Below are 22,050 nucleotides of genomic sequence, written 5' to 3' on the forward strand. Positions count from 1 at the left end.
CATTCGATTCTGCGAACGGTAAATTGCGATCATGGAGTCTCTCCCATGAGCGATCGCGCGCAGCACGGCCCGGGCTGCGGCATGGCAATTCAACCTGGGAGAGTTGTGCTTCTGACGCTGGGGCGGCGGTGGGAGCAGTTCAGGCGGCGAAGTCTGGCCCTGGCTCGCGCACCCGCCCCCTTGGGTCCCGCCCCAGATGCGTCAGGATCTTGTCGATCAGTCCCGGCCCCCTCGGCCTCAAGTCCTCTCGACCAACCCCGCCCCAACCCGCAAGAGAACAGACCGAACCCGCCTCTCGGCAACGATTCCTCGTTAAACATCGCTCAGTTCGGATGAGGTTCCGCAGGCCAGGCAAGCTCGGTACGCGGATCATGCCCCCGCACCGTGTAGCAGGAACGCACGAAACTGCGGTAGGCGTCGACGATGCCGGTGCCGTGCGTCTCGCCCCGGATCACCTCGGCCGTCGCGCGCAGTCCCGGCAGCGGGGTGCGGCGGATACGGTCGACGACCGCCAGGTAGTTGTGCGAAAGATCTCGGTAGAGGGCGAACTCGCTGCTCGTCTCGCTGTCGTTGATCGTCAGGTGCAGCCGGGGCGGCAACGTGCTGTCGCCCTCGGCGATGCGGCGATCGTAGCGCCGGAACACTTCACTCTGCGCCGACAGTATGCCGGGGCTACTCGCTCCGATCACCGTGAACAGCGGGCTGGCCGTCGCGAACACGTACATGGCGAAGAGGCCGCCGTAAGAGTAGCCGAACAGGCCAACGTCATCGGCATCCACCCGCCAGCGCTCGGCGATCCGAGGGTGCAGTTCGCGCTCGATGAAGGCAAGGAACCGATCGCCGGCGGAGTGGCTGAGATCCGCGAGGATCGCGGCGTACTGCTCCTCGCTGAGTGTTCCCCGTTCGACGCGCGGGCGCAGATGAGCCGCCATCTGATGAGGGAACGGCTCGCCCGGCGGCACGAGGTCACGGTTGCGCACCTTCAGGAAGTTTCTCGCGTCATCGCCCAGGTATCCGATTGTCACCTGAATGAACGGCCGGATCGGACTGGTCTCGTGCATCATCATCAGCGAGCCAGTGGGGGCGGTGATCGCAAGTTGCGTGTTGCCGTCCGCGACGTAGACGACGGGCAGTGCCGCATCGCCCGCGCCATATCCCGGCGGTACCGTCACCCAGACCGCAAAGGCGCCGCCGACGATCTCCGAGCGCAGGGTGAACGATCGTGTAGTCGCGATCACCTCGCGCAATTCCGGTTGCCAGGCTTCGAGCGCGGGTGCTGTCATTCGATACTCCTTTCGTCACTCCCCAAGGGAGAAATCCGTGCGTGGCTGGATCTCGGCTACGAGCGTCTCGTAATATAAAGTATTTTATGGTGCTGGATAAATGACGACTCGCAGTTCGGCCACTGGCCAAAGGAAGCAGCAGATGCGGCATCCGCACCGACACCTGCAGCGCCATCGGCGCCGGAGCGAGCATGCCTTCGCCTGACCAGGGCAATCTGCCGGCCGAGGTATCGAGCTTCATCGGTCGTACAGCCGAGCTTGAGGAGGCGCGCGCCCTGCTGGGCTCGACGCGCCTGCTGACCCTGATCGGCTCTGGCGGGGTCGGCAAGACTCGCCTTGCCAAACAGATCGCCGCCGAGCACCAGAAGGCCTTTCGCGACGGCGTATGGTTCGTCGATCTCACGGATATCACCGACGGCGACCTGCTCCCATCGGTGATCGGCGCGAGGCTCGGCCTCTTTCACACTCCGACCGAGACCGCCGGCGATCTCGCCGGGCACCTGCGCGGACAGCGCCTGCTGCTCGTCGTCGACAACTGCGAGCATCTGATCGAGCCGGTCGCCGTATTGCTCCACGATCTGCTTGCGGCCGCCCCCGGGCTTCGCGTGCTCGCGACGAGTCGGCAGGTGCTGGGCGTGACCGGGGAACGCGTGCTTCCGATACCCCCGCTCGCAGCACCGCCGGCCGACGAAGCGGCCGCGAACCGCGACGGTGCTGCTCCCGCGGGAGCAGCATCCCCGGCGATCCCGGACGCGGTCTCGCTGTTCGCGGACCGCGCGGCGGCGGCGCTGCCCGGGTTCGTCATCGACCACTCCAACCGGGATCTGCTGCACCGGATCTGCCACCGCCTGGAGGGGATTCCCCTCGCGATCGAGCTCGCGGCAGCGCGGCTGCGTGCCTTCTCGCTCGACATGATCCTCGAGCGACTCGACGGCTCCCTCCACGCGCTCGCAAGCACGCTGCGAACGACGCCCGAGCGTCACCGCACCCTCGAGTCGACGGTGGCCTGGAGCTATGAGCTGTGCTCCGCGCCCGAGCAGGTGCTGTGGGCTCGACTCTCGGTGTTCGCCGATGGTTTCACCGTCGATGCGGTCGAAGACGTCTGCAGCGGCGGGCCGATCCTGCGCGAGCAGATCTTCGACCTGCTTACCGGGCTGGTCGACAAGTCCATCCTGACCCGTGAGGGAGGCTCGGGCGGCGGACCGTCACGGCTGAAGATGCTCGGCCTGCTTCGCGAGTTCGGGATCGAGCGGCTGCGCAAAGCGGGCGAGGAGGCGCAGTTCAGGCGGCATCACCGCGACTACTTCTGCGCGCTGGCGAGGCACGGCCAGACAGCGTACTTCAGCCCCCGCGAGATGGAGTGGGCGCGTCGCGTACGAGACGAGCACGCGAACCTGCGAGCGGCCGCCGAGTACTGCGCCGAATTACACGATCACGCCTCGGTGATGGCGATCGTCGCGCCCCTCCAGTTGTACCGGGTCGGCGCCAGCTACGTCGTCGAAGAATATCGCTGGCTCGCCTCTGCGCTCGAGCACGACCGCACCCCGAACGAGACCCGCGCACGCGCGCTCGTGGCGTGCAGCTATGCGGCGTCGCTCATGGGCAATGGCGACGAAGCCGAGCAGCGCGCGCGTGAGGCCGCCGACCTCGCCGACGCCCTGAATCTGCCCGGTGTTGCGGCCGACGCCGCGTCCGGCATCGCGCGCGCTAGCTTCCACGGCGGAGATCGCGCGCGTACGCTGCGGCTCTCTGAAGCAGCGGTCGCCCTCTGTATCGCTTCGGGCAATCTCGCGGGCGCTTGCGACGCGCTTTATCGCGCAGCGGTCACCGCACTCGGCATGCACGACGACCGAGCCGCCGAGTTCGCCCGGGCGTCTCTTGCCCTCGCGCAAGAGCATGGATCCCCCTATCGCATCGCGAGCGGGCTGTGGATCGACGGCTTCTGCCTCTGGCGCGCCGGCGATCATCAGTTCGCCACGGCCCGCCTGCGGGAAGCGCTGCCGCTCTACGAAGCCCGAGGCTTCATAGAGGGCATCGCGATGTGCTGCGAAGGACTGGCGCTGACCGCCGCCGCACTCGGACAGGCCGACCACGCGGCGACCCTGAAGGGGGCCGCCCACGCCGCGTGGCGCAGAGCCGCGGCTCCTTTTCCGCAGGCCGTCGTGCGCAGTCTCGGCACCGACATCGTCGACGAGCAGATCCGGAAGGCACTCGGCGAGGCGCGCTACCGCGCCGCATTCAACCACGGCGCCGCGTTCTCGGTGGCCGAGGCGGCTCGCTATGCCGTCGGCGACGCACCCGGCCTCACCCCGACCGAAGCGCTCGCGCGCCGGCCGGCCGACGCCGCCAAAGCACTCGTTGCCGAGGGACTCACCCGACGCGAGGCCGAAGTCGCAGCCCTCATCGCCGAGGGGCTCAGCAACCGGCAGATCGCGGAGCGGCTCGTGATCGCGCAGCGTACCGCCGAGGGGCATGTGGAGCGGATCCTCGCCAAGCTCGGCTTCCGATCGCGCGCAAGTGTGGCCTCGTGGGTCGTTAAGCGGCAGCGAATACCCGAATGAGTACCGGGGAGCGATTCAGGTATTTCTCCCGGCGCGCGCGGCGACACGCATGGGTAACATGCATCCATCATCGCTCCGACGCACGCATCCATGACCGCCCCGACGCATGCCTCCTCCGAATTCTCAGTGGCCGATTACCTGCGACCGCATGACACCGTGCTGGTCGGTCAGGCCGCTGCCGAACCGCACGAACTCGTCGCGCAGCTCATCGACGCATCGCAGCAGATCGCGAATCTCACCGTGGTATGCGGGTACGCGCTCTCGGACGACTGGAAGCGCGTGACGCGCGGCAAGCCGCGAGTGGCCACCTACTCCGCGCACGGCCCGCTGCGTGGCCTGGCGCGCTCGGGCGAGATCGACATCCTACCCAACCACTACAGTCACTTTGAGCGTCTCGTCACCACCGGCGCGTTTCAGCCCGACGTGATCCTGCTGCAGCTGCCCCCGGCCGATCCGGACGGGTACCACAGCTTCGGCACCTCGGTCGATTACGTCGCGAAGGCCGCGCAAGCGGTTCCGGCAGCCGCACCGGCAGGATCCGCGGACCGTCGCGGCCCCATCGTCATCGCCGAGATCAACGAGAACATGCCCTCTACGCGCACGAAGTGGCGACTGCACCACTCACAGATCAGCGCTTCGTTCACGACACATCGACCGCTGGAGGGCACGCCCGCCCGCGCACTCTCGGACATCGACCACGCGATCGCGCGCAACGTCGCATCCGTCGTGCCCGACGGCGCCTCGATACAGCTCGGCATCGGCGCACTTGCGACAGCGATCGGGCGCGCACTCGGCGAGCACCGCGAGCTGCGCGTGCGATCCGGCCTCGTCGGAGACTGGCTGCTCGACCTCGATGCTTCGGGGGCACTGGCAAGCGGTGAGGACGTCTGCGTCGCGGGCATGGCACTTGGCAGTCCTGAACTCTACGACTTCGTCGCGCGGCACGACCGGATCCGTTTCATGCCCATCACCGATCTGACCGCATCGGAGGCCCTCGCATCCTGCGATCCCTACATCGCGGTGAACTCCGCCCTCGAAGTCGACCTGCGCGGGCAGGTCAACGCCGAAGTCGTCGGCGGCCAGTACATCGGTGCGCTCGGCAGCCAGGTCGACACTTTCCGCGCGACCCGCATCGCGCCATCAGGCCTCGCGATCGTTGCAATGCCGGCCCGCAGCCCCAAAGGCGCCACCCAGATCGTCCCCGCGCTCAGCGGACCCGTCACCTCGTTGCAAAGCGACATCGACATGGTGATCACCGAATACGGTGTCGCCGATCTGCAGGGCACCACCGCCGCGGAACGTGCGGAGCGCCTGATCGCGATTGCCGCCCCTGAGCACCGCGACGCGCTGCGTGAGGCGCGTCGAGCCTGACACCAGACCGCGTACCAGCGCACACCAAGCGCACCGATCACACCCGACGAGGAGCCCGATATGCCCAACATTCCCTTCACCATCGGAGGCGCCGAACGCGGCGCACTGCCGCTGAGCGGCGTTCGCGTGGTCGATCTCACCCAGGTGGGCGCCGGCCCCTACTGCACCTCGCTGCTGGGCGATCTCGGCGCCGATGTCATCAAGGTCGAGCCGCTCGAAGGAGACAGTTTCCGCTACGTCGACGACGCATTCGGCGAGGGCGAAAGCGCCTACTTCTACGGCGTGAATCGCAGCAAGCGCTCCATCGCGCTGAACCTCAAGAGCGAACGCGGCTTCGAGGTGCTCACCCGGCTCGTCAAGGAAGCCGACGTGTTCGCCGTCGCATTCAGGCCCGACGCCGTGCGGCGCATGGGCATCGACTACGAGTCCCTGCGCAGGATCAACGACCGCCTCATCTACTGCTCCATCACCGCATTCGGTGAAAGCGGACCGCGTGCGCACTTGCCCGGCATGGACATCCTCGCGCAAGCGATGAGCGGGATCATGGGCGTCACTGGCGAGATCGGCGGAGGCCCGGTGAAGGTCGGCGTGCCGATCGCCGACTTCGTCGCCTCCTATCTGCTCGGCTTCGGCGTCTGCGCCGCGCTGCGCCTGCGCGAGCAGACCGGTCATGGCGACAAGGTGACGGTCAACCTGCTCGACGGCCTGATCGCCAGCTTCGCGAACTACCTGACGGTGTACGACAAGACTCGCGTGCCGTTCCGCCGTCAGGGCGGCGGGCACCCGCAGCTCGTGCCCTATCAGCCGTTCCTCAGCTCCGACCAGCGGCACTTCATCCTCGCCTGCATGAACGACAAGTTCTGGCAGAAGATGCTGCCGCTGCTCGATCGCTACGGCGACTTCCATGATCCGCGCTTCGCCACGAACACCGGCCGCGTCACCCATCGCTCGGAACTGTGCAGTCGACTCGAAGCGATCTTCGCGACACAGCCCGCCGAATACTGGCTCGCGGAGCTCGAAGCCGCCGGCGTGCCCTGCGGCCCGATCCACGCGCTCGAAGACGCGATCGAAGATCCACAAGCCATCGCCAACGAATCCCTCACCACGCTCAATCACCCGATCCACGGCGAGTACCGCGTGCCCAACAACCCGATCCGTTTCGCGGAAGCTGCCACCGGCCCTCGCGGCTACGCGCCCGCGCTCGGTGAGCACACCGCCGAGATCTTGCGCGAAGCCGGGTTCGACGACACGGAGATTGCATCGCTGACGCGCGCCGGCATCGCCCGAGAAGCATCGACACAGCAGCAGAACCACACGGAGACAGCATCATGAAGGCACTCGTCATCGGGGGCACCGGCCCCACAGGTCCGTTCATCGTCGAGGGGCTGCGGCAGCGCGGCTACGAGACCACCATCCTGCACACGGGGCGGCACGAGATCGACCTGCCCGACGACGTGCCGCACATCCACACCGATCCGAACTTTCTCGACGGCCTGACCGAGGCGCTCAAGGGCCGTCGCTACGACCTCGTCGTGGCGACCTACGGGCGCCTGCGCCTCTTCGTCGACGCGCTCGCGGGTGTGAGCGAACGGCTGATCACCATCGGCGGCGCGGCCTACGGCGACAACCTGGCGCGCCCCTCCGCCGAGGACGGCCCACGCAAGACGGGGCACAAGCTCAGCGAGAAGATCGTGCAGACCGAGCAGATCCTCATGGACGCACACGCGGCCGGACGCTACAACATCACTCACCTGCGCTATCCCTGCCTGTTCGGCCCCCGCCAGCTCGCGCCCCGTGAGTGGAGCATCATCCGACGCCTGCGCGATGGACGCACCCACGTCCCCGTCATCAATGGCGGCCTGACTTTGGAGACCAAGGCGTACGTCGAGAACGCTGCGAACGCGATCCTGCTCTGCGTCGATCAACCTGAAGCATCGTCGGGACAGATCTATAACGTTGCCGACGCCTACACGCCATCCGACGCGACCCTGGTGCGCACCATCGCGAAGGTGATGGGCGTGGAAGTCGAACTCGCGAACTTCACGCCCGAGATGGGCCGACCGGCCTACTTCTGGGGCGCCAACCGGGATCTCAACTTCACCAGGACCGGCCTCCCGCCCACGACCCACCATCTGCTGATCGACAGCGGCAAGATCCGCAGCGAGCTCGGCTACACCGACCTCGTGAGCTTCGAGGAAGGCATCGAGCGCACCGTCGAGCACTACCTCGAACATCCTCTCGAGAGCGCGGCGGAACAGCAGATCGGGGACCCCTTCGACTACGCGGCAGAGGACACGTTCATCGCGATGCTCAACGAGATGAACACGCGCGCCGCGGAGCTGCCGTTCGCGGGTGTGCGTTACCAGCACCCCTACGCGCATCCCAAGGCTCCGGGCGCGGTCGGGGCTGGAGAGACTGGCGCTGCGTCTCAGAGCTGAAGATCCCAGGCGCTCCGGCTGACGATTCGACGGCTGCGTGAGCCGTCGAATGGCGACCGTACGCGCCGACGAGCAGCATTCAAATTCAGCAAAAGACGATGTTTGACGAAGAACACGGCTGATACGATTCGCGCCTTTTGCTGCGCATCTGTCCCCCAAGTTGGCTGCTCGGCAAAGCTCCTCGGAACGACGGCCCACAGTCAGACACATGCAAGTCCAAAATGCCCGTCGCTGGGCGCCTCGCGGGGCACGGAGATGGATTATCGCGCTCGTCGCGCTAGGTATCGCGAGCGCAGTGCGGCTGCTATTGCATCCGCTGCTGGGTCCGGTGATGCCGGGCACGGCCTTCAGCATCGCAGCCGTTCTCATCGAGTATTACTTTGGCCTCGCGCCCGCGCTGACGGTGCTGCTGGCGGGACTGTGCATCGCCGATTTTCTGTTCGTGCCACCCTACGAGGCGGTGGGAATCATCGATCGGTCGGATGTGATGTTCGCGGTTTCCTATCCGCTGGTGGCGCTCGTCGTCATCACCCTGCTTGAACGGTTGCGGCGCGCGCAGTTTCGAGCCGAGCTGATCGCATCCGTCGCGCAGTCGCGTTACGAGATGCTGCTGCGCCTCGACAACGAGCGCGCGCTCGCGCGCCGCGCCGTCGACGAGACGCATCGGCTGCTGCGCCATCTGTCGCAACATCACGAGCGGTTCGTGCTGATTCAGGCGATCGAGCGCCCGTCCGCAGGCGCTGGCGTGGCGCCGCGTCAACCCATCGGGATCGCACCTGGCCCGCGCTTTGACGACGTTGATCCGGACGACATCCGCCGTTTCTCGAATGCGCTCGTGCCGGGAAGCCATCGCGTGCGCCTGCGCTCGGCGAATGCGTCCGTTGCGGCGCAGCTCGTCGACTGCATCTGCGAACGATTCATCACGCACGCGGGCGATTTCCTCGTGCTACGCATCGGCGACTGACGGAGGGCATGCCGTGAACAACAACGTCGAGCGCACCATTTTCAACGAGGGCGACGGCCATGCCGTGCTGATGCTGCACGGGCTTTCCAGCTCGCCGCTCGAAATGCGCTACCTCGCCCGCGTCCTTAACAAGGAAGGCTTCACGACATGCGCGCCCGTGCTCGACGGTTACAGCGCAGGCACGCGCGAACAGGCGATGGAACATTGGCTCGACGCCGCGACGCGCGAATACGACGCCCTCGCCGCACGCTACGAACGCGTGTCGATCTGCGGACTGTCGATCGGCGCGGCACTTGCCCTTGCGCTCGTGCATCGGCGGCCGCAAGCACAGGCCGTCGCACTGCTGTCACTCACGCTCGCCTATGACGGCTGGGCGATCCCCTGGTATCGCTTCCTGCTGAACCTGGCCTATTACTCGCCGATGCGCTTTCGCTACCGCTATCGCGAATCGACGCCATATGGCCTGCGCAACGAAGCGTTGCGCGCCAAGATCGCCCGCGCGATGCAACGGGACGATCTCAGCGAAGTCGGTCCGTCCACGATCTCGTTGCCGGCGCTTCATCAGGCGAACCGGCTCGCAGCGCACGTGCGCGCGCGCACGTGGTCAATCCGCAACGACTGCCTGATCGTCCACGCAATCGACGACGAGACGTCGAGTCCGCACAACGCACGCATCGTCGCAGGCTCGATCGGCTCGGCCATCCTGCGCACAATCTGGCTCGACGATTCGTACCACATGATCACATCCGATAACGAGCGCGAGATCGTCGCGCGTGAAACCGCGCTCTTTCTGCGCGATAGCGAAATGGCGAGCCGCACGGGTCATGCCGGCGGACAGCCGGTTGCATCGAAAGCGTTGACGCGGCGTCTGCGCCAACTGGCGGCGGTCGGAAAGAAGAGCGCGTGAAAGACGGGTAGCACACTTCACACACACCGCCCCGCCCGGGTGGTGACTGCCGCGTCAAAAGAAACATTAGCCCACGATCTGGAACCTCTCGCGCTTCTTGCCCTTGATCCATAATGGCTCACGACCGCGCCCACTCCACGTCGCGCCCGTCTTCGGATCAGCCTTCCATCGGGTCAGCGCGCAGTTATGAAACGTATGTTGCCGATCCGTATGGTGCACTTTTCCTGAACGGGCGTCTGGTAAGCTGCCGCGAGATACGTCTTCGTGGGCATCCATAATGCATCGAGCATCGATCGCAATCCGAACATTCTTCGCGCTGTGCTTACTCGGGGCAACATTTAATCATCTCGCGGCGATCTTCCAGCACGGGTTGCTTTGGGACTACGGCTATGGAGCCGCAATCTCGCCGGCCAGTAAGGTCTATTGGGATACTCTGGCGTTCCTCGATCCGTTGGGCGCAATGCTTTTATTTCTCAAACCACGAGCCGGTGTGTGGCTAACGGTGCTTATCATCGTAAGCGACGTGCTGCACAATACCTACTACGTGGCAATGCACGATCAGTGGTCAGCTCCGTTCTATCTGGCACAAGCTGGATTCCTTGTTGTTGTGCTGTGTTTCGCGCCCGTCGCAATGCGAGGGCTGTCGTCGCGGAGACCAGCGACGAGAAGTGCGGCGTAATCGTCAGCGGTTGCAGCGATGGGCAACTTCGCGAACAGCCATACGAGATAGCGAACCGCGTGGCCGGGAGCTCTGGCGTGCACGCTGCGTTCGGCACGGTCTCTTCCGCTTTGATGAGGCCACGGCGTACGTGCGCGCAGCATCCAGATCACCGCGCACAGTTCGGCCAACGGCACAATGGCGTTCATCGTGTCGAAAAACTCGTCACGCCGCGTGCGCTTGCGGCGCGTCTCGAATCCCGCACCCTCACCTGCCTCCATCGCAAGCGTCTGCTGAGAGAAAGAAAGCTCAGATACACATCGAATGGACGTAAAACCGATCCAATCGGCGCGTCAGTGACTTAATATTAACGCTGTGCATAGCGTCAATATGAATACTTCCCTTTTGCTTATGCGGCAGGAACAAAGTTCCAGTGTCGCCATAAATTAGATAGTTGAGACGAAGTATGAGAGGTACAGTATCCCTTACAAAGAACGCCAGCCTGGATTTCAGTTGACGGTGGCCTGACCCGCCGAAGCCGCTGAAGACTTACATGAGAACGCGTGGCCAGCGCGCCGATGACTCGCCCCGCACAGACCCTCCAAAGGCTTGGCGTTGATCGCGGATAAGCACGGCCCACGGTGACCGAGGCGAGCGAACCAAGTATCTAGCCCATGCTCTCTTATCGGTATACATACCTATTAATCTTATTACTAAGGGTATGTCCCACGCTTTTTGTAGCTCTCCTACGACCCGAACGTCTTGCTTTATAGGCCGAGATACCTACAATATATCTTCAATGTGACCTATAAATTTGTTGACGCCGGAAATATGCATGGTTACCGTCGCTTTCCATGACAGCCCACTCGAAAAGAAATTCATGACAGCCGCTCGGTCCGGGATCGGATGATCGCTTTCCGCGGAAGAGTCGTCAGTCTCGACGTTTGATACATGCCGAGGCAGCCGTAATGGACTGTTTCATTTCGACAGATATATTTCGTTATCCGAATTTTTATTCGATGCTCGATTCGATAACTAGAAAAGTCCGCATTGCCCGGTAACTCGTTCTCGACGAAACCACGCACTATGATCACCCGCATCGATTGTGTCGGATTTTGCTTTGGTCAGACGCAATTCCAAGTCCTGTTACACGAGGAGTCAACACCGTGAATTTCAGTCAAGCTGTCATCGCCCTCGCAGTCCTGGGCACGCTTTCCAATGCGTCGTACCCGGCGACGCAGGCCGATGCTGACCGGCTAGGCAATGACCTGACTCCGGTCGGCGCGGAAAAGGGCGCCAGCAAGGACAACGCCATTCCTGCCTTCACCGGTCCGAGCAAGCCGACGGGAGACTGGTCATACGGCAAGGTCCGCGAAGACTTCTGGAAGTACAAGGATGAGAAGGCCTCGTTCATCATCGACGCCTCGAATGTCGACAAGTACGCGAACAACCTCTCGGCGGGCCAGATCGCCCTGATCAAGCAAGTCAAGGGCTACACGATGCCGGTGTATCCGACTCATCGTGAATGCAGCGTGCCCGATTTCGTCGCGCAGAACACGAAAGACGGAATACTGAAGTCCTCCATTGCGAAGGACGGATGGTCTCTCGAGAACGCCACCCTGCCGGGCGTGCCGTTTCCGGTCCCGACAACCGGCATACAAGTGATGTGGAACTGGATGATGCGGTATCAGGGCGTCGGCGTGGAGTGGCCGGACGGGTACACCTATGTGTCGCCACGCCCTGGCGCGGCGCCCATTATCGTGCGCTGGAACCAGCAGACGTACTACCCGTGGGCGAAGAAGGGGCAGCACACGCCGGAGGACGAGCAAGGCCTGCACACGGGCATTTTCTACGGCTATTCGGAACCGGCGGCGCTTGCAGGACAAGGCATCGTGCAGCGCTACTACTACAAGAAAGACACCGACTCCTTCTACTATTTCACCGGCCAGCGGCGCGTCCGCCGTCTGCCCGCATACGCCTACGACGCGCCTGCCATCGGGTATGACAATCAGTACCCCTATGATATGAACTACGTCTTTACGGGCAATCCGGATCGTTTCGACTGGAAGCTCGTCGGCAAGAAGGAAATCTACATCCCGTACAACGAGCTTGCGATGCAACGATTCAACAGCAAGCTGAGCGATGCGACACAACCGGATCTCGTGAATCCCGCGTTGAGACGCTATGAATTGCATCGAGTCTGGGAAATCCAGGGCACCGTCAAGGCCGGCTTCCGCCATACGACGCCGACCAAGACGCTCTATGTCGACGAAGATAGCTGGCTCGTCGCCATCGGCGACGATTTCGACGCCCAAGGGAAGATCTGGAAGGTCAAGGAAAACTACATCGCTCCCGAATGGGAAATCGGCGCCTGCTCGCTTGCCGGCGCCAGCTACACCGACCTGATCAGCGGCCGCTATATCTTCGATATGACCGTCATCGGCACCGGCAAGGACCTCAAGTTCTACTCTCCCGGCGCGACAGAGCCGCGATTCACCAGCAGCTACTACACCGGCGAAAACCTGAGCGCGATCAGCAGTCGATAAACCGCCCGAACTTCCCACAACCCGGCGACAGAAACGCACGGTACGACGCCACGGAGCGTCGTGCCGTGCTGCGTCACGCGTATCGCCGCTCACGACATCAGCCCAGGAGGCAGACATGGCACGGCTTGCAACAAAGGCATTGCTCTCCGTCGTATGCGGCGCTTGCGCGTCCGACGCGGCCCAAGCATACGAGTTCGATACCGGCATCAAGGATATGCACGCTTCATGGGTAACGAACCTGACGGCCGGCATGGGGATTCGCACCAAGAACCCCAGTTGCTCATTGACGGGCGACCCGACCGCGAACGGTTGCGGCGCGGGCGCGAACACCGCGCAGTGGGCCAACGGCGATGACGGCGATCTCAACTATAAAAAGGGCAAGCCTTTTACCACCTCGTTCAGCGTGACGAGCGAACTGCTCCTCACGATGCCCGCCGATGGCTGGAAGGCCATGATCCGCGGCACGGCAATGTACGACTTCATGGCCGCCAACACCCAGCGCACCGAGTTGAGCCAGGCGGCGCAGAACCAGGTCGTGCGTGACGCGCAACTGCTCGACCTGTGGGTCCAGAAGGACTTCACGATCGCCGACCAGACCGCACACATTCGAGTCGGCAATCAGGTCATCAACTGGGGCGAGAGCTACTTCGCGCCGGGCGGCATCAACGCGACGAACTCGCTCGACATCCAGAAGCTCCTCGTTCCGGGCACGCAACTGAAGCAGGCCATTCTCCCCGCGCCGATGATCAGTTTCGCCACGGGCCTGCCCGCCGGGTTCTCGACCGAGGCCTACTATCAGGCGTTCTGGAACGGCAACCGCTTTCCTCCAGTCGGCTCGTACTGGTCGGTCACCGACGTTTTTGGGCGCGGCGCTCAGCCATTCTCGCTCAACACGAAGAACTTCAACGTCAGTGGATACGACGCCGCGACCATCGCGGGCGTCGGGGCCAAGAATTCTGCATTCCTAAATGGTGTCAACCAGAATCTCGTCAACGGTATGTACGCGGGGCCGCCGTTCAACTCGCTGGGTTCGCCTTCGAACGTCTATCTTCCGGGCAACAAACCGCAGTTCGGCGTGAAGCTGGGTTACAAGCCGCCGGCCATCGACGCGAGCTTCGCCTTCTACTACATAAACTATACCGACAAGTCGCCGGTGCTGACGTATCTCGCCAACGGCGGTACACGCTGGGACAACCAGACGAACCGGCAGCTCTTTGGTGTCAGCAGTAATTTCTCGCTGGGCGACTGGTCGATCGGAACGGAGTTGTCCTACCGCCCGCGTGATGCCGTCACTCTCTCGGGCTGCTATGCGGCGGGCGGCCCGGCCGACGCGAACACCAACTTCGGCGGTGTCGACTGCAAGGCTTACATGGACGCCAAGAAACTGCAGTTCGACATCAACGCCCAGTTGAGTCTCACGCGGTCCACCTATCCGATACTGAACCTCATGAAAGCGGATATGGCGCTCTTCACGGCCGAACTGACCTGGATCAAGTACCCCGGCCTCAGCTCCGACTCCCAATACTTTCGCACGGTGAACGGGAAGACCGTCTATCAGCTGGCGGACGCGGGATATCTACCGTGGCTGAACAACAGTTCCGGTCTTGGCTATCCGATCGCCGCGGGTAAAGGCACGTCGAATTCCGTCGGCTTGACGGTCGATTTCAACTGGACCTATGACGGCACGCTGGTCCCCGGCTGGCAGGTCACGCCGGGCATCACGTTCTATGACGCGCTCACGGGCTACACGCCGACGCTGCAAGCGAACTACATGCAGGGCGCGAAATCGGTCAACGTCTATGTGCTCTTCAACCATAACCCGACGACGTGGCAAGGCGGCATCAACTTCACGGCATTCTTCGGCGGCAACTCGCTTTCGCAGCCGTATGCCGATCGCAATTTCGTCGGCCTTTTCGCGACTCGCAATTTCTAGGCGTTTCGTGTGCATCCGGACTCCGCGCCCGGATGCACCGCCCAGTCCAAATAAATGAGGACGTCTCATGCTAAACAGGTTGATCGGTCACCTGGAGAACCAGCTTTTTCGCCATCGCTTCGTCGTGTTGCTGGCCCTTGCGCTGCTGACGGCAACCATGGGATGGTTCGCGGTCCAACTCAGGATGGACGCGGGGTTCGAAAAGCAGATTCCCGTGGGGCACGAATACGTCAAGACCTTCCAGCAATATCGCAACGAACTCTTCGGCGCGAATCGTCTGACCGTGGTGGTCAAGGCGCGTCACGGAACAATCTGGACCAAGGCTGCGCTGACGCGCCTTTACAAGGTCACGCAGGCGGTGATCCTGCTGCCCAACGTCGATCGTCTGGGCGTCCAGTCGCTCTGGACGCCCAACTCGTTCGTCAACGAAATCACCGAGGAAGGCTTCCGCAGTCAGCCGATCATCTCCGGCACCCTCACCGACGATACGCTGACTCCTGACGATGTCGCGAACATCCGGCGCTCCACGTCGGACGGCGGCTTTATAGGGTCTCTCGTCTCACGCGACCAGACCGCCGCGATGATCACCGCGGAGATCAATGAAACGGGCGCGGATGGCAAGAAGATCGACTATGTGGCGTACAACCACATGCTGGAAAAGCTGCTGCGCCAGCCCTACGAGGACGGCGACTATGAAATACAGATCATCGGCTTTGCCAAGCAGATCGGCGATATCGCCGACGGCGCGAGTTCGGTGCTGGTGTTCTGCGGAGTGGCGCTCCTTCTGACCGCGCTCGCGGTCTACTGGTATTGCCATTCGGTGCGCTTCACGATTCTTCCTGTCATGTGTTCGCTCACCTCGCTCGTCTGGCAGTTCGGCGCGCTGCGCTTGCTGGGCTATGGACTGGATCCGCTCGGCGTGCTCGTTCCCTTTCTCGTCTTCGCGATCGGCGTATCGCACGGCGTGCAGCAGATCAACTACATGACCCGCGAACTCGGTCACGGCAAGTCGTCGATGGAGGCGGCCAGGCTCAGCTTTTCGGGCCTGTTCGTTCCCGGCACGCTTGCCCTCCTCACCGCGCTCGTCTCGTTCGTCACGCTGCTGCGCATACCCATTCCGATGATTCGCGAACTCGCGATCACCGCCTCGCTCGGCGTGGGCTTCAAGATCGTCACCAATCTCGTCATGCTGCCGCTCGTCGCGTCGTACTTCACCTTTTCGCGCGATTACGCCGCCAAGGTGATGAAGAAGCGCGAGCAGCGCGTCGGGTGGCTGCGCACCCTGGCGCGCGTGGCAGAACCGCGCAATGCGGTGATCGTGCTGGTGGCGGTCGGCGCCCTGTTTGCGACGGCGGTCTGGGAAAGCCGCGACCGCGTCGTCGGGACGCTTCAGCCCGGCGCGCCAGAACTGCGTCCCGAGTCGCGCTTCAACCGCGATGCGGTGGCGATCGCGAGCGGCTTCGACGTCGGGCTCGACTGGTTATCCGTCGCCGTGGAGGCCCCGGCCGACTCGTGCGACAACCCCGCCGTCGGGACCTTCGACGATCAGCTCGCCGATTCCCTCAGACGCGTACCGGGCGTGGTGTCGGTTGCGTCCTACCCGGCGATGCTCCGGCAGTACAACGAAGGTTATAACGAGGGCAATCCGCGCATGAGCGTCGTGCCGATCGACCCGGTGAACTACGCGGGGCTCTCCGCCGAGATCGGGCGCGTGCGCGGCTATCTGAACAAGGATTGCAGCATGACGGCCATCCATGCGTATCTCAGCGACCACAAGGCCACCACCATCAACGCCGTTATCGCGGCCGTCGTGAAGTATCGCGACAGTCATCCGACGCCCGGCATCAAGGTGCGGCTCGCCGCCGGCAACGCCGGCTTGCTGGCGGCAATCGACGACGAAGTCGAGAAAAGCGAGCTGCCCATGATGCTGTATGTCTACGCGGCGATCGTCCTGCTCGTGTTCTTCGCGTATCGCGACCTGCGCGCGGTCATCGCGTGCTGTCTGCCGCTCACGGTGGGAACCTTCATCGGCTACTGGTTCATGAAGAAGTTCGAGATCGGCCTGACCGTGGCGACCTTGCCCGTGATGGTGCTGGCGGTCGGTATCGGCGTGGATTACGCGTTCTATATCTATAACCGGCTGCAGGCTCATCTCGGCGCCGGCGAGGAGATCGTCCGGGCGCTCGAACATTCCATTCTCGAAGTGGGAATGGCGACGATATTCACGGCCATCACGCTCGCCATCGGCGTCGCGACGTGGAGCTTCTCCGCGCTCAAGTTTCAGGCCGACATGGGCAAGCTGCTCGCCTTCATGTTCATCGTCAATCTGGTCATGGCGATGACCGCGTTACCGGCACTCGCTGTCGTGCTGGACAGGCTGTGTCCGCGCCGCAAGCCGGTTCGGCCGCCCAGCGTATTCAGTCATTGACAGGAGGCGAACGTGAAGAGATTCCCTTTCGGCAAGAGGTTCGCGGCGTGCTGTATTGCGTCGGCTTTTCCGGCGCTCGCGACAGTGGCCGCAGCAACCGCCGGCACGGACCAGGGCGGCCCTCAACTGCGCGTCCAGCCCGCCGAGCAACTGACGACCGCGACACGAACGCAGATCCTCGCGGCCACGCGCGCCGGCAAGCGCATCGTCGCGGTGGGTGATTTCGGCGTGGTGCTGCTGTCCGACGACGATGGCGCCACGTTTCGGCAGGCGCGCTCGGTACGTGCGCGCTCGACGCTCACGTCGGTCACGTTCGTCGACGATCGTACCGGCTGGGCCGTGGGTCACTGGGGCACCATCCTGAAGACGGTCGACGGCGGAGAAACCTGGGCGCTCGAGCGCTCCGACGTCGCGAGCGACCGGCCGCTCTTCTCCGTGTACTTCAGGAATGCGCGCGAAGGATTCGCCGTGGGCCTCTGGTCGTTGCTGCTGCACACCATCGACGGGGGCAACACCTGGTCCGAGATCAAGGTTCCGCCTCCTCCGGAATCGAAGAAGGCCGACACGAACCTGTATCACATCTTCGCGAACGCGCGAGGCACGCTCTTCATCGCGGCTGAACAGGGGCGCGTCCTGCGCTCCGCCGATGGCGGCGCGTCGTGGCACTACCTGAACACCGGCTACACGGGATCGTTCTGGACCGGCGCGGTCACCAGGGACGGCACGGCGATCGTCGCGGGTTTGCGCGGCACGGTCTACCGGAGCACGGATGACGGCGAGCATTGGCAGCGCGCGGCGACACCGCTGCAAGGATCGATCACCGATATCGAGCAGCTCGAAAACGGTGACATTGTCGCCGCTGGTCTCGATGGAGATGAATACACGAGCCACGACGGCGGCGTGTCATTCCAGGGCGTGCAACGCGCCGATCGCGCCGCACTGACCGCCGTGGCGGCTGCATCGGGTTCGAAACCGGTCTGGTTTTCCAAGAATGGACCTGTCAGATAGACTTGTCCGCCGCGCTCGTGCTTGAGCGCGGCGGATATTCACCGAAGAGCGCAGAAGCTCCGGTGATTCGCCGGTATCGGCACCTATCGCGTCCGGCTCACGAGGCGCGGACCCGCGATGAGCACCCAGCCCGCGGCAGCGCCGATAAACCCGGCCGTCGCAAGGCTGACGAACGCCATGGCATCCGGGCTGAGTCCGCTTGCGAAGTAAGCGGTCATCCCGAGAAAATAGCCCACGATGCTGTTGAGCAGCGTGAGTTGCGCAAGCATCGCGACGACCACCAGCAGGAACACGACGACCGGCAGCGCAAAGGCCCCGAGCACGGGCGCGAGATGACCGACTCCGACAAGCCCCGCCATGCCCAGCAGATAGCCGATCAACAGGCAGCAAACCGCCACCGCCCCGGCACGCACGTTGCCGCGTCCCGAGCCGAACGCCGTCCAGCCGATGAACATCATCCAGACGGGCAATGACAAGATCGCGCTCGCCTGCGCCGCCAGCGCGGCGACCAGCGACACGAATACGACGGTCACGGCGAACTGTCCGCCGCGCGCCGCATTGGACCGTGTGGCTGACGCTTCGGCCGGAGCCGCCTGACTCATCTGATCCTCGTTCATCGTCATTCTCCAACTGTCATGGATAGAACCACCCGTCTTCGTCCCGCAACTCACGAGACAGCCTGCTCGCCGAGCCCGAGCCTTGCCAGCGCCCGCCGATACTCGATCGACATGCGATCCGCGGGAATATGGATTTCATCGCGCAAATCGAGCGGCAACTGATTGGGAGACTGCGCTTCCACTTGCGGCGCATCTTCCGCATTGATCCGCATCGTGAAGTCGATCAGCGCTTCTGCCGGCGTGAGGCGGCTTTCATCCACCACGATCTGGAAGATCCGCGTCGAGCTCGCGCTGACCGGCGATGCGATGTCGTAAATCCGGTAGACGTGCCCGGTCTTCGGATCGAAGACCTTGACCGACGATGCAAACGGCAGCGTCAGTTCGTAGGAGTAGACAGCGTGCCGATAAACCGGTGCGGCATCGGGGTTCGAGCTGTCGGCATAGCGCACCTGTTCGGTGATGTCGGCCTGGAAGGAAAGCCGCGTCTCCGATATCGAGACGTCGTACGGTGCGATGACCTCTTCGGGTCCGCCGAAGGTGCCCGTGTGCACCCACGGCACATGGCAGATGTCGTTGAAGTTCTCGACATGCCGTGCCGCCGACGACTGCCACGTGCTCGGCGGCACCACCGCCACGGTGCCGCTGCCGTTTTCGACGGCGGGCCATTCGGGCAGGCCGGCGCGTGGCGTCGACGCGAGGCATACCCAGACGAAGCCATAACGCTCCGTGCACAAGTACGTCTGCAACCGCAGCTTGCCCGGCACCGGAGAACCGGCGGGCAGCGCAGGAATCCGCACGCACACGCCCGCGCAGTCGTAGTGAAAGCCGTGGAAGCCGCACACGAGCACGCCGTCCTTGATCGAGCCGAGGCTCAACTTCCCGCCGCGATGACTGCATACGTCCCGCGCCGCCTTCACGCCATCCGGCGTTCGGTAAAGGACCACGGGCACGTCGAGCAGGCGCACGCCGGCCGGCTTGTCCGTCACTGCCGACGAATGCGCGACCGGATGCCAGAACGCCGACAGCACGTTCCAGTCGGATTCGCTGAAGCCTGTGTTCGACGGCATCGCCGGCCTGGTCTGAGTATTGTTGACCGGGAGGAACATTGTCTCGACTCCTTATAGATCCAGCGTGAGTGTTGTGCCGGGCTTGCCTCGCGACACGCAGATCATCATTCTGTCGCCGCATGCCCGTTCCCCTGGCGAGAGGCAGTAGTCGCGATGTTCGATGTCGCCACCGAGCACGGTCGTCCGGCAGGTGCCGCAGATTCCCTGTTCGCAATTCAGTGGCGGCTCGACGCCATGCTCCCGAAGCACTTCGACGATGCTGCGATCGGCCGGCACGGTTGTCTCGACCTTGCTGCGCGCCAGTACCAGGTCGAAGCTCGCCGCCTTCGGTTCCGGTGCGACGGGCGCGGCGAAATATTCGGTGTGCAGCGTTACGTCATGACGCTCGCCCACCGACGCGGACACGGCCTTCATGAAGCCCGTCGGTCCGCACAGGTACACGTGCGCGCCCGAGGGAATGCCTTGCGTGAGCCGCCCCGCGTCGAAGCGCTGATAAGGCGGCCCGTCGTCGAGATAGAGGTTTACTTGCTGCTCGAACGCGGCATGCTTCAGTTCGTCGCGAAAGGGCGTTCGCGCAAGCGAGCGCGTGGCGAAATGCATCGCAAACGGGCGGCCGTCGCGTGACAGACGCCGCGCCATCGCGAGGAGCGGCGTCACGCCGATGCCGCCCGCGACCAGCACCGCCGGCGCATCGACATCCGCGAGCGCGAATGCGTTGCGCGGCTCTCCGACCGCGAGGCGGCTGCCGGCCTCCACTACGTCGTGCATGAACGCCGAACCGCCCCGGCCATCGGCGACTCTCAGCACGGCGATCACGTACCGGTCACGATCTGCATCGTCGTTCAGCAGCGAATACTGCCGCACTGCTCCGTTCGGCAGATACACGTCGATATGAGCCCCTGCCTCGAACGAAGCCAACGGGCCGCCATCGGGCCGCACCAGCTCGAACGAACGAATCCCGTCGGCTTCGTCGATGACGCGCCTGACTCTTAGCTCCATCCTGTCGTTCATGACTCACATCCTCGGATTCGATCGCGGCGCCGTTCCGCTTTTGCTACGTCCAGCTCTCCGGGCCGACGATCGAAGCCCCTGAGTTGCGCTCGCTCGACAGGAACGCGGATAGCGCAGCCGCGAACTCCTCGGGCGCTTCGATGTTGCAAAGATGGCCCGCGCCCTCGATGACCGTCAGCCTGCTTCCGGCGATGTGCTGCGCGAGGTACTCGCTTTCCGACAGCGCGAACACCCGGTCATCGTCTCCTGTGACGACGAGCGTTCCCACCTCGATGGACGGCAGCGCCTGACGAAAATCGGTCGTGACGAGCGCGCGCAGCGCCTGCTTGTACGATTCCGGCCGCAATGCGGTGAGCGACAGGCGCAGCCGCTCGCGAATCGCGGCATCGGCTCTTTTGCCGGCCAGCACGTCGACGAGACCCGGCGCGATATCGGCAATCGAATGGCCCGCCTCCAGCGGTCTGAGCCGCTTCGCGAGGAAGTCCTCGCGTTCCGCCGCGGTGAGCAGATTCGCGCCAGCGCTCGTCGCCGCGAGCGTGAGCGTCGCGACGCGCTGCGGACAACGCATATAGAAGCTCTGCGCGATGAAGCCGCCCATCGACAGACCGACCACGTGCGCACGCTCTGCGCCGAGATGGTCGAGCAAGGCTTCGAGGTCGAGTGCGAAATCGTCGAAGACGAGTGTCTCGCCGGGGTCGTCGCTGTCGCCATAGCCGCGGGCGTCCCATGCGACGCAGCAATACGCACCGCCCAGCCGCTCGAGTTCGCCTCGCCAGTTGGAACGATTCCCGCCGACGCCGTGCAGAAACACGGCGAGCGGTCCGGCGCCGGCGCGCTCGTATGCGAGCCGCACGCCACCGCGGCGGTAATAACCGGTCGAGCTGTTCATTTGAGCTGGTCCGGCAACACCGCGATCGCCTCGATCTCGATCAGGACGTTCGGATAGATCAGCGCATCCACCTGCACGCCGGTGCTCGCGGGCTTGTACGCACCGAAGTGTTGCTGGCGAACGGCCCAGTATTCGGCGGTGACGTTCTCGGTGAGTTCGCAGGCGAAATAGGTAGTCAGCTTGACGATGTCGGTCATCTTGCCGCCCGCGCGTTGCAGGATGGCCCGGATATTGGCGAAGCACTGATGCGCCTGCGCGGCCAGGTCGCCCTCTCCCACGAGCTTCCCGTCCGATCCGAGCGCGATCTGCCCGGACAGATACACCGTGTTGCCTCCCCGAACGGCGGGTGCGGGCGGCATGGCGTGCTCC

16 protein-coding genes and 2 pseudogenes are annotated in these 22,050 nt (G+C 63.8%); 10 read left to right on the forward strand and 8 right to left on the reverse strand.

What is annotated here, in order from left to right:
* Positions 1 to 323: 323 nt before the first annotated feature.
* The gene (locus IAG25_RS02795; protein ID WP_187603411.1) at positions 324 to 1,283 is read right to left on the reverse strand and encodes an alpha/beta hydrolase; all 960 of its coding nucleotides are present in this window, start codon (positions 1,281 to 1,283) and stop codon (positions 324 to 326) included.
* Positions 1,284 to 1,474: 191 nt separating this feature from the next.
* Here IAG25_RS02795 and IAG25_RS02800 point away from each other — a divergent pair, with 191 nt between their 5' ends.
* From IAG25_RS02800 to IAG25_RS02825, 6 genes are all read left to right on the forward strand, one after another.
* On the forward strand, positions 1,475 to 3,844 hold the full coding sequence (locus IAG25_RS02800) for an ATP-binding protein (protein WP_187603412.1): 2,370 nt from the start codon (positions 1,475 to 1,477) through the stop codon (positions 3,842 to 3,844).
* A gap of 90 nt (positions 3,845 to 3,934) precedes the next feature.
* The gene (locus IAG25_RS02805; RefSeq protein ID WP_187603413.1) at positions 3,935 to 5,215 is read left to right on the forward strand and encodes an acetyl-CoA hydrolase/transferase family protein; all 1,281 of its coding nucleotides are present in this window, start codon (positions 3,935 to 3,937) and stop codon (positions 5,213 to 5,215) included.
* A gap of 60 nt (positions 5,216 to 5,275) precedes the next feature.
* Positions 5,276 to 6,547, forward strand: a complete 1,272-nt coding sequence (locus IAG25_RS02810; RefSeq protein ID WP_187603414.1) for a CaiB/BaiF CoA transferase family protein — start codon at positions 5,276 to 5,278, stop codon at positions 6,545 to 6,547.
* The gene (locus tag IAG25_RS02815) at positions 6,544 to 7,653 is read left to right on the forward strand and encodes an NAD-dependent epimerase/dehydratase family protein (protein ID WP_187603415.1); all 1,110 of its coding nucleotides are present in this window, start codon (positions 6,544 to 6,546) and stop codon (positions 7,651 to 7,653) included. The genes IAG25_RS02810 and IAG25_RS02815 overlap by 4 nt, the downstream gene beginning before the upstream one ends.
* A gap of 208 nt (positions 7,654 to 7,861) precedes the next feature.
* Positions 7,862 to 8,617, forward strand: a complete 756-nt coding sequence (locus IAG25_RS02820; protein ID WP_187603416.1) for a DUF4118 domain-containing protein — start codon at positions 7,862 to 7,864, stop codon at positions 8,615 to 8,617.
* Between the two features lie 70 nt (positions 8,618 to 8,687).
* Entirely contained in the window at positions 8,688 to 9,524 is an 837-nt protein-coding gene (locus tag IAG25_RS02825) for an alpha/beta hydrolase (protein ID WP_255503520.1), read from the forward strand.
* A gap of 66 nt (positions 9,525 to 9,590) precedes the next feature.
* Here the strand turns inward: IAG25_RS02825 and IAG25_RS02830 are convergent.
* Positions 9,591 to 9,683: pseudogene (locus IAG25_RS02830) on the reverse strand (H-NS family nucleoid-associated regulatory protein); the annotation flags it as partial.
* A 666-nt stretch (positions 9,684 to 10,349) separates the two neighbouring features.
* Positions 10,350 to 10,463 (reverse strand): annotated as a pseudogene (locus IAG25_RS02835) (IS5/IS1182 family transposase); the annotation flags it as partial.
* An 885-nt stretch (positions 10,464 to 11,348) separates the two neighbouring features.
* On the opposite strand from IAG25_RS02835, the gene IAG25_RS02840 reads away from it, so the two are divergent.
* The 4 genes from IAG25_RS02840 to IAG25_RS02855 all read left to right on the forward strand — a co-directional run bounded on the left by IAG25_RS02840 (position 11,349) and on the right by IAG25_RS02855 (position 18,097).
* Positions 11,349 to 12,728, forward strand: coding sequence for a DUF1329 domain-containing protein (locus IAG25_RS02840; RefSeq protein WP_187603418.1), 1,380 nt, complete (start codon positions 11,349 to 11,351; stop codon positions 12,726 to 12,728).
* A gap of 115 nt (positions 12,729 to 12,843) precedes the next feature.
* Positions 12,844 to 14,661, forward strand: a complete 1,818-nt coding sequence (locus IAG25_RS02845) for a DUF1302 domain-containing protein (RefSeq protein ID WP_187603419.1) — start codon at positions 12,844 to 12,846, stop codon at positions 14,659 to 14,661.
* 67 nt (positions 14,662 to 14,728) lie between these two features.
* Positions 14,729 to 17,089 (forward strand): efflux RND transporter permease subunit, encoded by a 2,361-nt coding sequence (locus IAG25_RS02850; protein ID WP_187603420.1) that lies wholly within the window; start codon positions 14,729 to 14,731, stop codon positions 17,087 to 17,089.
* 12 nt (positions 17,090 to 17,101) lie between these two features.
* Positions 17,102 to 18,097 (forward strand): WD40/YVTN/BNR-like repeat-containing protein, encoded by a 996-nt coding sequence (locus tag IAG25_RS02855; protein WP_187603421.1) that lies wholly within the window; start codon positions 17,102 to 17,104, stop codon positions 18,095 to 18,097.
* A gap of 83 nt (positions 18,098 to 18,180) precedes the next feature.
* On the opposite strand, the gene IAG25_RS02860 is transcribed toward IAG25_RS02855, so the two are convergent.
* Genes IAG25_RS02860 through IAG25_RS02880 form a run of 5 tightly spaced genes read right to left on the reverse strand, consistent with a single transcriptional unit; the run spans position 18,181 to position 22,040 of the window.
* Positions 18,181 to 18,714: a DUF1097 domain-containing protein gene (locus IAG25_RS02860; protein ID WP_187603422.1), complete on the reverse strand. Its 534-nt coding sequence runs from the start codon at positions 18,712 to 18,714 to the stop codon at positions 18,181 to 18,183.
* 50 nt (positions 18,715 to 18,764) lie between these two features.
* A complete protein-coding gene (locus IAG25_RS02865; protein WP_222946343.1) occupies positions 18,765 to 19,781 on the reverse strand; it encodes an aromatic ring-hydroxylating oxygenase subunit alpha in 1,017 nt (338 codons plus the stop codon).
* Positions 19,782 to 19,832: 51 nt separating this feature from the next.
* On the reverse strand, positions 19,833 to 20,792 hold the full coding sequence (locus IAG25_RS02870) for a PDR/VanB family oxidoreductase (protein ID WP_187603424.1): 960 nt from the start codon (positions 20,790 to 20,792) through the stop codon (positions 19,833 to 19,835).
* Positions 20,793 to 20,835: 43 nt separating this feature from the next.
* Positions 20,836 to 21,681: an alpha/beta fold hydrolase gene (locus IAG25_RS02875; RefSeq protein WP_187603425.1), complete on the reverse strand. Its 846-nt coding sequence runs from the start codon at positions 21,679 to 21,681 to the stop codon at positions 20,836 to 20,838.
* Complete coding sequence (locus IAG25_RS02880; protein WP_222946344.1) at positions 21,678 to 22,040, reverse strand: RidA family protein; 363 nt, start codon at positions 22,038 to 22,040, stop codon at positions 21,678 to 21,680. Before IAG25_RS02880 ends, IAG25_RS02875 begins: the two co-directional genes overlap by 4 nt.
* Positions 22,041 to 22,050 lie beyond the last annotated feature (10 nt).

It is taken from the genome of Caballeronia sp. EK (assembly GCF_014384845.1).
GTDB classification, from domain to species: Bacteria; Pseudomonadota; Gammaproteobacteria; order Burkholderiales; family Burkholderiaceae; genus Caballeronia; species Caballeronia jiangsuensis.

What these genes read in the sequence shown, in the direction of transcription:
- IAG25_RS02845 (WP_187603419.1), top strand. Translation starts at nt 12,844, where the DNA reads ATGGCACGGCTTGCAACAAAGGCATTGCTCTCCGTCGTATGCGGCGCT.
- IAG25_RS02795 (WP_187603411.1), bottom strand. Translation starts at nt 1,283, where the DNA reads ATGACAGCACCCGCGCTCGAAGCCTGGCAACCGGAATTGCGCGAGGTG.
- IAG25_RS02860 (WP_187603422.1), bottom strand. Translation starts at nt 18,714, where the DNA reads ATGAACGAGGATCAGATGAGTCAGGCGGCTCCGGCCGAAGCGTCAGCC.
- IAG25_RS02880 (WP_222946344.1), bottom strand. Translation starts at nt 22,040, where the DNA reads ATGCCGCCCGCACCCGCCGTTCGGGGAGGCAACACGGTGTATCTGTCC.
- IAG25_RS02810 (WP_187603414.1), top strand. Translation starts at nt 5,276, where the DNA reads ATGCCCAACATTCCCTTCACCATCGGAGGCGCCGAACGCGGCGCACTG.
- IAG25_RS02870 (WP_187603424.1), bottom strand. Translation starts at nt 20,792, where the DNA reads ATGAACGACAGGATGGAGCTAAGAGTCAGGCGCGTCATCGACGAAGCC.
- IAG25_RS02815 (WP_187603415.1), top strand. Translation starts at nt 6,544, where the DNA reads ATGAAGGCACTCGTCATCGGGGGCACCGGCCCCACAGGTCCGTTCATC.
- IAG25_RS02825 (WP_255503520.1), top strand. Translation starts at nt 8,688, where the DNA reads ATGCTGCACGGGCTTTCCAGCTCGCCGCTCGAAATGCGCTACCTCGCC.
- IAG25_RS02875 (WP_187603425.1), bottom strand. Translation starts at nt 21,681, where the DNA reads ATGAACAGCTCGACCGGTTATTACCGCCGCGGTGGCGTGCGGCTCGCA.
- IAG25_RS02865 (WP_222946343.1), bottom strand. Translation starts at nt 19,781, where the DNA reads ATGCCGTCGAACACAGGCTTCAGCGAATCCGACTGGAACGTGCTGTCG.
- IAG25_RS02805 (WP_187603413.1), top strand. Translation starts at nt 3,935, where the DNA reads ATGACCGCCCCGACGCATGCCTCCTCCGAATTCTCAGTGGCCGATTAC.
- IAG25_RS02850 (WP_187603420.1), top strand. Translation starts at nt 14,729, where the DNA reads ATGCTAAACAGGTTGATCGGTCACCTGGAGAACCAGCTTTTTCGCCAT.
- IAG25_RS02800 (WP_187603412.1), top strand. Translation starts at nt 1,475, where the DNA reads ATGCCTTCGCCTGACCAGGGCAATCTGCCGGCCGAGGTATCGAGCTTC.
- IAG25_RS02820 (WP_187603416.1), top strand. Translation starts at nt 7,862, where the DNA reads ATGCAAGTCCAAAATGCCCGTCGCTGGGCGCCTCGCGGGGCACGGAGA.